This window comes from Rahnella inusitata (genome assembly GCF_018288855.1).
Lineage (GTDB): Bacteria > Pseudomonadota > Gammaproteobacteria > Enterobacterales > Enterobacteriaceae > Rahnella > Rahnella inusitata.
In genome coordinates this window covers 2540131-2553258 of sequence record NZ_CP065024.1, presented here as the reverse complement: position 1 = coordinate 2553258, position 13128 = coordinate 2540131, and the positions used below count along the sequence as shown (strand labels likewise).

At 50.9% G+C, this 13128-nt stretch carries 22 protein-coding genes; 10 read left to right on the top strand and 12 right to left on the bottom strand.

The window, feature by feature from the left end:
- Positions 1-11: 11 nt before the first annotated feature.
- From I2123_RS12025 to I2123_RS11975, 11 genes are all read right to left on the bottom strand, one after another.
- The gene (locus tag I2123_RS12025) at positions 12-386 is read right to left on the bottom strand and encodes a RusA family crossover junction endodeoxyribonuclease (protein WP_213052505.1); all 375 of its coding nucleotides are present in this window, start codon (positions 384-386) and stop codon (positions 12-14) included.
- Positions 386-841 carry a hypothetical protein gene (locus tag I2123_RS12020; protein ID WP_213050530.1) on the bottom strand — a complete coding sequence of 152 codons (456 nt, stop codon included), beginning with the start codon at positions 839-841 and terminating at the stop codon, positions 386-388. Before I2123_RS12020 ends, I2123_RS12025 begins: the two co-directional genes overlap by 1 nt.
- A gap of 2 nt (positions 842-843) precedes the next feature.
- Positions 844-1599, bottom strand: coding sequence for a hypothetical protein (locus I2123_RS12015; protein WP_213050529.1), 756 nt, complete (start codon positions 1597-1599; stop codon positions 844-846).
- Positions 1599-1754 carry a hypothetical protein gene (locus I2123_RS12010; RefSeq protein ID WP_213050528.1) on the bottom strand — a complete coding sequence of 52 codons (156 nt, stop codon included), beginning with the start codon at positions 1752-1754 and terminating at the stop codon, positions 1599-1601. Before I2123_RS12010 ends, I2123_RS12015 begins: the two co-directional genes overlap by 1 nt.
- Positions 1751-2293 (bottom strand): phage N-6-adenine-methyltransferase, encoded by a 543-nt coding sequence (locus tag I2123_RS12005; protein WP_213050527.1) that lies wholly within the window; start codon positions 2291-2293, stop codon positions 1751-1753. The genes I2123_RS12010 and I2123_RS12005 overlap by 4 nt, the downstream gene beginning before the upstream one ends.
- Positions 2290-2952: a DUF551 domain-containing protein gene (locus I2123_RS25790; RefSeq protein ID WP_420834334.1), complete on the bottom strand. Its 663-nt coding sequence runs from the start codon at positions 2950-2952 to the stop codon at positions 2290-2292. Before I2123_RS25790 ends, I2123_RS12005 begins: the two co-directional genes overlap by 4 nt.
- Entirely contained in the window at positions 2949-3248 is a 300-nt protein-coding gene (locus I2123_RS11995; RefSeq protein WP_213050526.1) for a hypothetical protein, read from the bottom strand. The genes I2123_RS25790 and I2123_RS11995 overlap by 4 nt, the downstream gene beginning before the upstream one ends.
- A complete protein-coding gene (locus tag I2123_RS11990) occupies positions 3245-4357 on the bottom strand; it encodes a conserved phage C-terminal domain-containing protein (protein ID WP_213050525.1) in 1113 nt (370 codons plus the stop codon). The genes I2123_RS11995 and I2123_RS11990 overlap by 4 nt, the downstream gene beginning before the upstream one ends.
- A complete protein-coding gene (locus I2123_RS11985; RefSeq protein WP_213050524.1) occupies positions 4341-4532 on the bottom strand; it encodes a DUF4222 domain-containing protein in 192 nt (63 codons plus the stop codon). Before I2123_RS11985 ends, I2123_RS11990 begins: the two co-directional genes overlap by 17 nt.
- Before the next feature lie 172 nt (positions 4533-4704).
- Positions 4705-5238, bottom strand: a complete 534-nt coding sequence (locus I2123_RS11980; protein WP_213050523.1) for a YmfL family putative regulatory protein — start codon at positions 5236-5238, stop codon at positions 4705-4707.
- A gap of 19 nt (positions 5239-5257) precedes the next feature.
- Positions 5258-5461, bottom strand: coding sequence for a Cro/CI family transcriptional regulator (locus I2123_RS11975; RefSeq protein WP_213050522.1), 204 nt, complete (start codon positions 5459-5461; stop codon positions 5258-5260).
- Between the two features lie 104 nt (positions 5462-5565).
- On the opposite strand from I2123_RS11975, the gene I2123_RS11970 reads away from it, so the two are divergent.
- From I2123_RS11970 to I2123_RS11930, 9 genes are all read left to right on the top strand, one after another.
- Positions 5566-6213, top strand: a complete 648-nt coding sequence (locus I2123_RS11970; RefSeq protein ID WP_213050521.1) for a LexA family protein — start codon at positions 5566-5568, stop codon at positions 6211-6213.
- Positions 6214-6770: 557 nt separating this feature from the next.
- Positions 6771-7289, top strand: a complete 519-nt coding sequence (locus I2123_RS11965) for an HD family hydrolase (RefSeq protein ID WP_213050520.1) — start codon at positions 6771-6773, stop codon at positions 7287-7289.
- A 14-nt stretch (positions 7290-7303) separates the two neighbouring features.
- Positions 7304-7759 (top strand): hypothetical protein, encoded by a 456-nt coding sequence (locus tag I2123_RS11960; RefSeq protein WP_213050519.1) that lies wholly within the window; start codon positions 7304-7306, stop codon positions 7757-7759.
- Positions 7759-8244 (top strand): hypothetical protein, encoded by a 486-nt coding sequence (locus I2123_RS11955; protein WP_213050518.1) that lies wholly within the window; start codon positions 7759-7761, stop codon positions 8242-8244. Before I2123_RS11960 ends, I2123_RS11955 begins: the two co-directional genes overlap by 1 nt.
- Entirely contained in the window at positions 8241-8729 is a 489-nt protein-coding gene (locus I2123_RS11950) for a class I SAM-dependent methyltransferase (RefSeq protein WP_213050517.1), read from the top strand. The genes I2123_RS11955 and I2123_RS11950 overlap by 4 nt, the downstream gene beginning before the upstream one ends.
- Entirely contained in the window at positions 8726-8956 is a 231-nt protein-coding gene (locus I2123_RS11945; protein WP_213050516.1) for a hypothetical protein, read from the top strand. Before I2123_RS11950 ends, I2123_RS11945 begins: the two co-directional genes overlap by 4 nt.
- A 94-nt stretch (positions 8957-9050) precedes the next feature.
- On the top strand, positions 9051-9344 hold the full coding sequence (locus tag I2123_RS11940) for a hypothetical protein (protein ID WP_213052592.1): 294 nt from the start codon (positions 9051-9053) through the stop codon (positions 9342-9344).
- A 44-nt stretch (positions 9345-9388) separates the two neighbouring features.
- Positions 9389-9652, top strand: a complete 264-nt coding sequence (locus tag I2123_RS11935) for an excisionase (RefSeq protein WP_213050515.1) — start codon at positions 9389-9391, stop codon at positions 9650-9652.
- Positions 9627-10766, top strand: coding sequence for a phage integrase Arm DNA-binding domain-containing protein (locus tag I2123_RS11930; protein ID WP_213050514.1), 1140 nt, complete (start codon positions 9627-9629; stop codon positions 10764-10766). The genes I2123_RS11935 and I2123_RS11930 overlap by 26 nt, the downstream gene beginning before the upstream one ends.
- Before the next feature lie 262 nt (positions 10767-11028).
- Here the strand turns inward: I2123_RS11930 and I2123_RS11925 are convergent, their stop codons facing one another.
- A complete protein-coding gene (locus I2123_RS11925; RefSeq protein ID WP_112168026.1) occupies positions 11029-11793 on the bottom strand; it encodes a DUF481 domain-containing protein in 765 nt (254 codons plus the stop codon).
- Positions 11794-12288: 495 nt separating this feature from the next.
- On the opposite strand from I2123_RS11925, the gene nadE reads away from it, so the two are divergent.
- The gene (gene nadE, locus I2123_RS11920) at positions 12289-13119 is read left to right on the top strand and encodes an ammonia-dependent NAD(+) synthetase (RefSeq protein WP_213050513.1); all 831 of its coding nucleotides are present in this window, start codon (positions 12289-12291) and stop codon (positions 13117-13119) included.
- Positions 13120-13128 lie beyond the last annotated feature (9 nt).

Sequence of the window (13128 nt, the reverse complement as noted above, 5' to 3'; positions counted from 1 at the left end):
TACCCCACACGTTAAACCGGCTGCACACCGGCAGGTTTGAAATCAGTGATTGTTAATTCAGCTCTTCCCAGCTTTGTTACAGGTCCCCACTCAGCAGATATCCGTTTAATTTGGCTATCGTCTACCCACACGCCCGCGTGTGTCAGGCTGTCGAACAGCGCTTTGAAGAAATTATCCAGGTCGCGCTTTGCACGGTTCGGCGGGTACAGGATGACCGTGATCTGCACATCCTGCTGTAATGGCTGAGGGCGGCGGCGCAGCTGCTCATACACCGCACCAATGGCGTTTGACCGGTAGATTCTCCCGCGTTCGCTGATCTTTGCGCCCTTACCGGGTGAGCGCCAATAACCGTTCATGCTCGGCGGGAATGGCAGGATCAGTTGCATCATGAATTCTCCGCGTCTGTGTAGGTGTCACGGGTGACGGCGGCGACTGGAATACCGGCGGCTATACTCATGTTGGCGATTTCCATGCTGATTTTTGCCAGTTTTCCTTCGGCGTTTTTAATACGGTTTCGGGTGTTGAGCTCTTCACGTTTCAGCTTTTCAAGGCCGGTGCGGTGATCGGTGATTTCACCGCGCAGCTGACGCAATTCCCAATCCAGTTTTGTTTCCTGTTTTGCAATGGAGAGAACGTGATCGAATGCATCGAGCACGGCGCCACAGCGGCGACATGTGACTTTTCGCTCGAACTCAGATACCAGTACACCACCGTGCATGCAGCGCGGGACTGCCTGATCTGATTCAACAAAATTACGCATGTCCTTTATGTCTGCATTGCTGTCGAATCGCTTCGTGAAGGCCAGAACGTTTTCGCTGTCGTCTTTCGGTTCATCAATCATCGCTATACCTCCATCTGTAGTTGCATGTTGAAGCGATCCCGGACTTCGCAATATTCCAGCGTCCCGGTGCTGTTGAAGGATTCAATGCGCTCAGCAAGCACATAAGCGCGGGTTTCTTTCGACTGAGGCGAATAGGTTCCTTTCCATGCGCTATCAATTCCGATATTGCGCGCTACGTTTGTGCTGTCTGCGGACGCGAGAGGAAGTCGGGTGAAGATGTCCTTATTCAGCATGCGAAGGCCGTGCAGTTTAGTGATAGGTCGGCTATGAGCATCCACAACGTGACGGATAATGTCTTTCATGCGGGCCACGGCTTTGAGTGGTGATTTGACGTCATACTCGCCACAGCTGCCGATCGCCACCCGTGGGTACTCATGGCAAAGCCGGATAAAGCGGTCTTCACTTTCATTCATGTGCCAGACGGGGCAGCCGACGAACTTACCGTGTGGCCACTCAGCCAGCAGAGCATCATTCTCAGCGGCACCGCCGTCGATAACATCAGGGATAACTGCGAAATCCAACCCAGGGTGATTCTTCCAGCGTTCAACAAAGTCGTAATAATCAGACCAGTCGATTTTGTTCTTCCCTGCTTTTTTCCAAATTGAGAACGCACCATTGTCCAATGCGAATGACTGGCAGATTTCCGAGGCCAATCCTATCTGGCTGGAATTGGCAAAAGAGATAAACGCATGTCCAGCTGACCATGCTTTCATCGCGCAGGTATCCGGGGTAATGGGTCCGCCGTGATAGTGGATCATCAATTCACCTCTCCAGCTTTGAGCAGGCTATTCAGCACAGCATCGGCATGATCAAGCGCACTATCGTGATCCGACGGGCAAAGCTCGCCAGTAGGTGATGCAGCCTTGAGATAGCTGCGATAGGCATCAAGCCAGATTTTCTGAAGTTCGTTCACGCTGCCACCTCCTGCAGGTACTCAGCGCCAGCAGTGATCAGCGCTTCACGCGAAACGGTGGTGAATTGCCCGCGCGGTTTGATAAATGGGCGCCAGATAACGAGCATGCTGCCCTTGCTGTTGCCGTTCTTGCCTGGCTTGCCGGTACCGGCATTGATGAAGGACAGGCGACCATCAGTGATAAAGCGGATTTCGTCGGCGGTAGTCAGCGCCAGCGAGAACCAACCTGTTGAGGTATCGGCTGGCAGAAGCATCACTACCGGTTGGTGCTGGGCGCGGCACTGCTCGGCGGCTTTCTCAACCCACGGGGTGATCGCGCTGTATGGCGGGTTACACCAGATGGCGCCGTAACTCTCCCAATCGGCAACCAGCGCATCATCGGCTTCAGTCAGGTACCGGGCGCATAGCGTGTTCTGGTGGTCGGCGGCGGCGTCCAGATAGAAACCAAACTCCAGATCCAGCGCGGTGAAGACTTCAACCGGCGTCTGCCAGCGGTCTTTGTGCTCGATCGGGGTGGTGCTTGCGAATTCAGATGTCATAGCGCCTCCGGTTTAGGGGCGGCGGGTAGTGGCATCCAGTGGGTAGGTTTCCATGATGCACCCGGAATTATCCACCCAGAAATCTGAGATTCAGGACTTCCAGGAACGAAAGTTGCCCATTTTGAAGTCCAGTTTCTCCCAAAAAAGCACCCTACAAGCACGGCAGTCTTTACATCAGGCATCCGCTCGCTGCACTTAATCCAGCCATCCTGCTCTGTATGGGATTCTTGCGATTGGATTTCTCCTTCGTAACGGATGACGCGATTGATAAGTCGCTGCACCCAGCGTTCCGCCTGAAAATTAAACTCCTCTTTCGATTCCGGCAATGCCACTCCCATTATCGTTAAGGCGCGGTCAAGATTTTCCGGTAGAAACTCATTTGCCACGGCCTTTCCCTGCTCTGTATGGGCTGGTTGTGGGGTGGTGTCTAACGTTGAAAGATAAACGTGGTCTTTGTTAACACAGTCGCAGTAGCGAGGGTCACCGCCTGCTTCAGCGCAGCACTGGGCATGGTTAGGTTTTTTCGGTGACGGCTTGGCTGGTGTTGCTTGCTTTGCCGCTAGGGCTATGCGGGCGAGTGCCTCAATTTCTGGTTTGGATGATTCGTGTATAAGTTCCATCAGCCTTTCTTCGCTGAACTGCTCTAAATCGCTATTCATACCTGTCCCCTTCCCTGACGTACTGCCCACAAATTACGTTCAAACTCAGCATTGATTTCAGCCGGGGTTTTCACTGTTGCTGATGGAACTACCAGGCTGTACTTGCGCGGATTGGTCAACGTATGAATCAGATGCACGTTAGGACGCTTTCTCAATGCGATGATTGCGCCGTGCACTGCTGTCTTGTGCGGCGTAACGCCTGTTCTGGCGGTGATCTGGGCTTCAATCTGTGCCGATGTACGCGGGGTGTTATCGCGTTGTAGCTCTTCGAGAACTAACTCTGGGTATGATTTCATGCTGCTTTCACTCCCTGCTGGCGCTGTGCGCACTCTTTCCAAATCTGGTTCCAGCGTGGCTGTGAATAAGCTGGCCCCATGTTTCTAACGTTCGCTCTGTCCGCTTCTACACGGACCATTTTCTCCAGCTCACTCGGCTTTTTCGTTGCCCCGACGCCAGAAGTAAAACGGCGGTATGCTGCGTCGCGTTCAGCAGAATCGACAGTGGAGTCATTTCCTGTTGCGGTGGCTTCGCTTGAACAAGCTGGGCGGCCAGCGGCGTCCCATGCTTTGGCTGCCAGCAGGTTGGAAGAGAACTTTTCGGAAGAGAAAATCTTTGCAGGGTTCAGTCCGCGCGCATACTTCGTGCCGAGCCAGCTGGCAACAAGGTGATCTACAACCACCAGCATTTCAGCCTTGGTCGCGGTAGCGTTACGCAGACGGGCGCGGATGTGTTGCAGGTTGCCGTCTGAGGTTTCGAACTTCACGCTGGTCAGGTTCGACAGGTGCTGAATGATTTCAGTGGCTTCTCTCGTCAAACGTTCAGAAATAAATTCCTCCCCGTCTGTCGGCGCAGCCGGCGGACAAGAGGGTTTTATGATCTGTTTGTTTTGATCTGTGTAGTGATCTGTATAGAGAAAAGAATCGGCGATATTGCCGTTTCTAAGATTCGGCGATTCTGCCGTTTCCATTTGGCTTTTTTGACGTTTGGATTCGGCGATATCGCCATTCCCATTCGGCAATACTGCCGTTTCCAGTACTGGCGGGAAGATTTTGGTGATTAGCGCATCGCCGTCTACCCGATAATGCTTCTTCGGGGTACCGTTAACTTTGCGTTTTGCTTCCAGAATGACGCCCGGTAAGTACTTGGTGATCAGCTTGTCCACGGCCTTACGAACCTGATCAGGTTTAACGCCACGAATCTCTGCAGCCAACTCTTCATGCGTCTTGTAGAACCAGCCATTTTCCTGAGAAGACGGCTTGCCTGACCAGAAGACCAGCTGATTCAAAATAGCGCCCAGCAGGTGCGCCTGCGGGTCACCGAAGACAAAGTCCAGATACGGTGCAGGGATCGTGATGCAATTACCCTGCCCTGACATGGCCTGAACGATTTCAAATATCCGGCTCATCAATCAACCTCTCAAACCGCGATCGGAACAACTCAACCGGCTGTGCGCACTCATGCGGGTAATCTGCGCGCATGAAGATGACTCTGCCGCCCGATCGGTCGAAGCCCACGACGTGTACCACAACGCCCCGCCAATCCTTGTAATGCCGGTCCAGCTTTTGGATTTCTTCAGACATGCGCTCACCTTCCGGCTGTTTTCACAGACGTAACCTACCCACCAAGCGGCGAACTGGTAGTTGCACGGGATCCAGCGGTTGCCTATCATCACTTCGTACGAAAGAGAGCCAGCGGTGCCGCCAGTTGCAACACAGCGGATTTGCGGAACTCCAGCTTTTATGAGTAAACTGTTCATGCGTTGATTACTCCACACTGTTTAGTTAATGCACCCGACGCCTCAAGCTGCACACTTGGGGCGTCAACCTTTCCGGATTTACTTCTTTTGCTGAATAGCGCCAAAACAGCCCTAACCTCTGCATCACGCGCGGCCAGATGGCGTGAATGGAGCGTCAGGATTTGCTTCGCTTCCTGAGCATCAATGTTTCCATCTTCCAGCGCTTCCTGCATGAACATGTCCACATGCCCGCGATGTGCCGCCGTACGCATGCTTTTGCTGAAAAGCTCTACTTGGTCGAGCTCGTCCAATTGCGGGATGTCCACATACAGACCGCCGCGGCGCTGTGCAAAATGTTCAGCCAGGCAACTGGTGCCGCTGATGTCTTCCATCGCTTCCAGCTCAACCACTTCAAAGAAGCGACAGCCGTTCTTTTCGTACAGATTGTTGTTGAATTGCGTTTCAGTCATGCCCAAAGCGCCAGCCATTGCCGCCCGACCACCGGGGAATGCTTTGCACATCGCTTTTACTGTTGATTTCAGGTCTACCATTTCGCTTTTCCTTCGGTAGTTATGGTTGAGCGCCAGCGGTGCTAGCCTTTTCGTACATGGAAGGGACGTACTTAATTTTCCCCTTCGTAATTCTTTCAACTTTCATCGCCTGTTTTTCCGGGATAACGTTGCCCCACTGACAAACGGCACTATGAGAAATATCCAATGCGCTTGCTGTCTTCGAAGTTCCGCCAAAATGCTTGAGAACATCACTTTTAAACATGCTTCCTCCACCCATAAAGTAAGTATGCTTACATCGTATATTCACAGAATACTTACGTCAACTAAATGTAAGATAGCTAACATTGAAAATGACGGGAGGTTTTGATGAATACCGTGGGAAGCCGTGTAAAATTTAGGCGGCGTCAGTTGAAAATGACTCAAAAGGATGTGGCTGAATATGTGGGCGTCTCCGCCTCGGCTGTGACCCAATGGGAAAACGACGCCACCGTACCATCAAGCGAAAGCCTGCTGAAATTATCCACTGTTCTTCAGTCTTCGCCTGACTGGCTGTTGAAGGGGCAAGGTGAAATCGACGATCCAAGCAGGATAAATGCCGGACGTTCTAAAAGTGTTCCGCTCATATCTTGGGTTCAGGCCGGGGCATGGACTGACGTGATCAGCGAGAAGTTGACTGCCAGCAATACAGAATGGATAGAGACAACTGCGAGGGTTTCAGATAACTCGTTTGCCCTCAAGGTAAAGGGGGCATCTATGACCTCAACAGGTGCCTTGAGCATTCCCGATGGTTCCATAGTTATTGTGGATCCTGAATTTGGGTTCATCGATGAGGCCAACGGCCGCATTGTGGTGGCGCAAGTTGATGGAAGCAGCCAGGCAACTATTAAGAAACTGGAAATAGATGGCCCAAATCACTACCTAATGCCACTTAATCCAGAATTCAAACCTATTTTAATTGATAGCAGCTGCAAGTTGGTTGGTGTCGTGAAACAGATCATCATCGATTTCCACTAAGCATACCTATCTTATAAGGCCCGCCATGCGCGGGCTTTTTTGTGTCCAAAATTTAAATGTAAGTTAACTTAACTTTTTTATTGACACCAAATGTAAGTTTGCTAATACTGACTCACATCAGGAACACAACGATAAGAGCACTGGTTGTTGAGCGTCTCACTAACAATCAACCTTCTGAACCACAGAATCAGTGCTCTTAACGTTGTGCCAAGCATCCGGTGATGGCAGGGCTCCTTACCCTGTTGCGGGTTCAACTCCCGCCGCCCGACCAGATCGACGTGGAACTCGATAATTGCTGTGTGTAGTTGTCTTTCGGCGGTGGCATGACTCTTCAACCTACCCAAGGGGGAGCGAAGATAATGTTCTGATCATGACCACCGCCACTTTTTTCGCAGACATAGACAAGGGTTCGCTGGCCCCACCAGCACACCCAGTGCATAACCGGTGGCCCTTTTCTATGTCTGAGTAAATCGAATTTATTGCCATCACTGGCAAGGGATTCAATCAAGCCAAAAACGGTGTGCAGCCTATTTTTTTTAAACGTGTGGAGTAATTTTATGACCTGGTTAACCACTTTTTCAGGCGAGCATTTGGATTTCTCAAATCCTAATCTACTTGCCTTCAATATCACCGACATCGCGCAGGGGCTATCCCACGAATGCCGCTTTGCCGGGCAGATTTCAGACTTCTACAGCGTGGCGCAGCATTCTGTTCTGTGCAGTCTGATTGTTCCGCCACAGTACCAGCGCGAGGCCCTGTTGCATGACGCTACTGAAGCATACATGAAGGACATCCCAGCCCCGCTGAAGCGCATGCTGCCTGACTATGCACGCGTCAAGCGCCAGATTGATTCCCTGATCCGCGAAAAATACGAACTCCCGCGGGAGATGAGCGCCATCGTCAAAACGGCTGACCTGATCATGCTGGCGACCGAACGTCGGGATCTGGAGGTCGATGCCGATAATTTCTGGCCGATTCTGGAAGGCATCATGCCGACCGACATTCTTATCACACCTCTCAACCCAGTAAAGGCCAGAGCTTTGTTTATGCGCCGCTGGGAAAAGCTGATGTTCTGAGCAGGGGAGCATCCATGAAAGATAAAAAATATTGCTACCGATACGTTGACGGAAACGATAGCAGCGGAAGGCCAATCATCATGCTGCGCGAGCGCGTCGTCATCCGCGAAACCGACAAAACTTTTTGGCACTGTTACGACTATCCGCATATGACTACGGTGCAGTTGGCGCAGTTAGAATCCCGTGCGAAAAACGGTATCAAACGCTGTTTGAAAGGTGCTGAGCGTTCAAGCTATCACCTTACCAAGGAAGAGGCTCTACGCGCCTTTGTATACCGCAAGCGATATCAGCTCGAGCGCATGGCCCTGACGATGGAAACCGCAAAATTGTGCCTGGATGGGTTGCAAGCGGGTGGTTACATAACCGAAGGCTGGCGGCCAGAAACTGTGAAACCTCCGGTAGGTAGCGTTTATGTGGCAGCGGAAGAACTCGGGCCGGTTGCAGCATCGTTTAGTTGGGGAGAATGGTGATGAATGAGATAACCCAACATCAGATCGGCCTGCTGCAGCATGCACTGGGCATCAACGAGAATCGCCGGGAACCATACCGTAATTATTTCCTCGCCTGCGGTGGTCACAGTGACAATGCTGATCTGGAATCTCTGGTTTCTGCTGGTCTGATGACATCCCGCGCCGCGCCGTCCTTCTGTGCTGATGGTGATGTGGTTTACCACGTCACGGATGCTGGTCGCGAGATGGCAATTTCCGCACTGCCAGCGCCAAAGAAACGCACCCGATACCAAGAATATCTGGCAGCTGATTATGGCCACTCGTTTGCTGAGTGGCTGGGTATTGATGTGCCGAAAATTGAATACGGTTCGTGGTATCCGAACGACGGGAAATTCCGCATGGTTTCCCGTCGCGCTTCCGGTGAATGGTGTAATACCCAGAAAGAAGCCAAGGCCAGTTACAAACAGGCGCTCAACACCAGCAAATCTTATCGGGAGGCGGTATGACTGAGGCAACTAGCAAGCCAATCCTCGATATGTGCTGCGGATCCCGGATGTTCTGGCTCGATAAGCAGGATGAGCGCGCTGTATTCAGCGATGTGCGGAGCGAAAATCACACGCTATGCGATGGCCGCCAGTTGCTTATCATCCCGGACGTGATCGCAGACTTCCGCCACCTGCCGTTTGCAGATAACAGTTTCGCCCAGGTTGTATTCGATCCCCCGCACCTCGAACGCGCTGGCGTGAATGGATGGATGCGAAAGAAGTACGGCGCGCTGGACAAAGCAACGTGGCGTGAAGACATCGCCGCCGGTTTCCGCGAAGCGTTCAGAGTGTTGCGGCCACACGGCACGCTCGTTTTCAAATGGAACGAAACGCAGATCCCAGTTGCTCAAGTTATCGCGCTGACCGACCAGAAGCCGACTATTTGGCAGCGAACCGGGAAAGCCGACAAAACTCACTGGATCCTGTTTTTGAAGGAGGATGTATGACCGACAAACCCGTGGTTAGAACAACAACAGGCGCTATCGTTACGCTCACTATTGAAATTGGCGGTCTGGGTTCCTGGGGGCCGGACTGCCAAATTTCTCAGGTATACCGGCAGGCTCTTCGAGAAGCAGAAAACAGGCTGGCAAAAGCTTTTAAAGCTGATCGGAGTATTAGGATCATAGGTGTGCCGAATGTTCGTTCTATTACTACAGATACGGCGGTTAAATGATGGCCCCGAACTGACTAAAGCAGAGGTTTCTGTATTGGAAATACTGGAGGGGTTTTGAACAGGCCTATTACAAAATTAAAGCAGAGAGGAAATCATGAAAAATTTAACCAACGAACGTCTGAAGGAAATTATCGCGCATCGCTCCCCTTCTCTGCGCTGGGGAGAAGCTGAAGCCATGGCAAGCGAACTTTTGGTTTTGCGACCGGGTGAAGCGCCAGCCGTTACGCCTGACTCTGCTCCATCATTTATTTTGGATTTAATGGCCCAGATCCGCGCCGCAAAATCACCAGAGGAAGTCCGCGCCATTAAAGCAAAGGTCTGCGCCGCTGATCTGGATGTTGCTGTGGAAACGTTCGACAAGGCAATCGAGAAGCTTTCAAATCTGTAAGCCAGTGTGCAGCCGGCTATAACTAACGTGTGGAGAAAAAGCGTATGGGCCAACTCGTACCCTTGATGGAATGGGCATCCAGTCCGAAAGGGTTTAAATATCCACCAGCACCAGCAACACTTCACCGGTATGCAAAAACCGGACAGATCATCCCTGCCCCGATCAAACAAGGCAGTAAATGGATAGTCGATGAAGACGCGAAGTATGTTGGTGTCATTGCAAAAGCGGAGATCCCGAGTCACCTTCCCGCTTCTGTCAGAGCTTTACTGGAGAAAACGATTAATGGCAGCCAGACCCCGTACGCATAAAGTCAACATCCCAAACCTGTACTGCAAGTTAGACCGCAGGACGAGCAAGGTTTACTGGCAATACCGGCATCCAATTACCGGTAAATTTATTGGCTTCGGCACTGATGGGGATACTGCGCGAGAAGCCGCAATCGCTGCAAATAATATGATTACGGAACAGCAGTCGAAACAGATCAACTTTTTGATTGATATGACATTTAAAAACACCACGTCTAAAGATGCAGGCATGAGGGTGTCAGAATGGGCTGATAAATATTTATCAATTCAGGAGGAAAGGGTTTTACACGGGGAAATTAAACCAACAACACTGAAAAATAGAAAATCATGTGTTTTAGTCCTTGCACGAAGATTACCCAATGTTCGCCTAAATAATTTGGATACAAAATCCCTGGCCGCGATCATGGATGAATATAAGGCCTCAGGTAAACCTCGAATGGCCCAAATACTTAGGGCTGTATGGGGTGATATGTTTAAAGAGGCGCAGCATGCCGGGGAAGTGGAGCCAGGTTTCAACCCAGCAATGGCGACCAGAATTCCTCGAGCTAAAGTTGTCCGTGCACGACTCAGCTTTGATGAATGGAAGGCTGCATTTGAAGCAGCAGAAAAACTACAGCCATATATTCAAAACTCAATGCTACTCGCCCTGGTCAGTGGCCAGCGTAGGACAGACATTTCGAACATGAAATTTTCTGACGTCTGGGATGGTCACCTGCACATCACTCAATCAAAAACAGGCACCAGGCTCGCGCTGCCGATCAGCCTATTTTTACCCGAACTGAACATGACTCTTGGGGATGTTATCAAACGATGTAGGGATCGGGTCGTCAGCAAATACATTATTCATCACACACGGTCGCATGGTTCTGCTGCACCTGGTGATCCTGTTGGGGGTAACGGATTGAGCCGCGTGTTTATGGAAGCTCGTAATATGTCCGGACTGAAATTCCCCAGAGGAACAACGCCCCCGTCATTCCATGAACAAAGGTCTCTTGCCGAGCGGCTATACAGCGCGCACGGAATCGACACTCAAACGTTACTGGGTCACAAATCAGCATCGATGACTGAAAAATACCATGATGACCGTGGTGCTAATTGGATCACTTTGGCTATATGACCGCATATCACGCTGGTTGAAAAACTGGGCAAGATTCCCCACGCCGGAGGGGATTTTTTAAAATTCATTTTGGAGAGGAGTTTTGGAGGGATTTTGGGGAGGATTTTTTACGTCTTAAAATCAGTTGGTTGCAGCTTCGCAATCTGCTTCATAAGCAAACTGAAAAAGGGTGAAATTGAGATAAATAAAAAGCCGGCAAATAAATCTGCCGGCTTTTTTAATACGGAAACTTCAGCGCATTTCCTTTCCCTTTAGCGGGAAATTACATGCCGTAAACCAGATTCACAGAAGTGACGGTATCGGTTTTATCCGGCGCACTGGCGGGTGGCTTGGTGTTGTACGTGACGTCGTAAGCGACTTTCAAAGAGAAGTGGCTGTTGATCGCAACGGTCAGCGCGGTTTCTGAGTTCAGCGTGGTTTCATCGTTCGCTAACACGGAAACGCCCTGAGTGAATTTCGCGGTATCGCTTATTTGATAACCATAAGTACCGGAACCGTAAGCCAATGCACGGGTGGAGTTACCGCCCTGCTGGAACTCATCATGACGTACACCCGGACCGGCTTCCAGATTCAGCGTATGAACCGGACCGCTCCAAATCTGACGACCGTAACCGACAGTGGCCACATCGCGCGCGCGGTAACCATTGTAACGGTCACTCAGCCAGCTGGCCTGACCGAACAGATAGTTGGCGTTATCGATATTGTAACGGGTACGGGCACCGGCCTGATACTTCTCGGATGAACGCACACCGGAAGAGGACGTGTTACGCGCAGAACCCCACAGGCTGTTCGCCGTGTTGGTACCAAACCAGGTCATCGTGGTATCGGCATTCAGCGTGGAGTTGCTGGTGTTACCGGTTTGTGCACTGTAACCCGCCTGAACATTCCCCACGAACGGCTTTTTCGCCTGAGCAGGGTCATCTAACGCGGTGAAAATAGTGGTGTCTGCAAGGCTTGAGATACTGAACAGCGAGGCACCGCAGACAACGGCACACACTGGTAAATGACGTACAACCCGAAAAAACATTTTGCTTCCCCAATATGACTTAAGGCAAATAACGATATTGAACTACACGATTAATGCCATTAATTAGGATCCGTTAATCAAGCCTGGCAACTCCGTTTCGATGGCACATACCTACATACAAATTTTTTACCGCAACAAATATAACGCACTCAGGCCACGATATCTTAATAAAGCGACCTTTTTAGACAGTTCCTAATCACTTAAATTATTTGCAAAACTTCCTGCAATAAAAAAACGCAATCATTACGTTTTGTTGCGTTGATTTTTCATTTCAACGCAGTTTCATCATGAAAGCGGTGTGATAGCAAATCATGTGGCCTGATCACCAGCTCCCCGGCAGACTTCACCTGAGAAACCAAGACCCGGCAGCGAACAGATTTCCGCCGAACGCGCTGCGCAATCTTGTCCTTTTGAGCGATGCGGGGTAGTTTTGTTCTGATAACATCTTATTTTTGCCTCGGGTTCCTCGAAGGCAGCCTTCAGGAGGAGTGGTCAATGGCTTTACAACAAGAGATTATTCAGGCTCTGCACGTTAAACCGCAAATCGATGCCGCGCAGGAAGTGCGTGTCAGCGTCGATTTTCTCAAAAGTTATCTGCTGGCCCATCCCTTTATTAAATCTTTGGTACTCGGCATCAGCGGCGGGCAGGATTCTACTCTTACCGGCAAACTTTGCCAAACGGCAATTAGTGAATTACGTGCACAAACGGCTGACGACAGCTATCAGTTCATCGCGGTGCGCCTGCCCTATGGCGTGCAGGCCGATGAATCCGATTGCAAGGATGCGATTACCTTTATCCAGCCGGATCAGGTTCTGACCGTCAATATTAAAAATGCCGTGCTGGCGAGTGAAGCGACGCTGCGTGAAATCGGTATCGAACTGAGCGATTTCATTAAGGGCAACGAAAAAGCCCGCGAGCGCATGAAAGCGCAGTACAGCATTGCAGGCATGAAAAAAGGCGTGGTGGTCGGCACCGATCACGCGGCAGAAGCGGTCACCGGCTTCTTCACCAAATACGGCGACGGCGGCACGGACATCAACCCAATTTTCCGTCTGAACAAACGTCAGGGAAAAGCGTTGCTGAAAGAACTCGGTTGCCCCGAGCATTTATATACCAAAGCGCCGACGGCGGATTTAGAAGAAAACCGCCCTGCCTTGCCGGATGAAGTGGCGCTGGGCGTGACCTACGAACTGATCGACGATTATCTGGAAGGCAAGACTATCGACGAGGCATCCGCGAAAATCATCGAAGGTTGGTATCTGCGCACGGAGCATAAACGCCAGCCGCCGGTCACGGTGTTTGACGATTTTTGGAAGAAAAAATAACGCATCCGG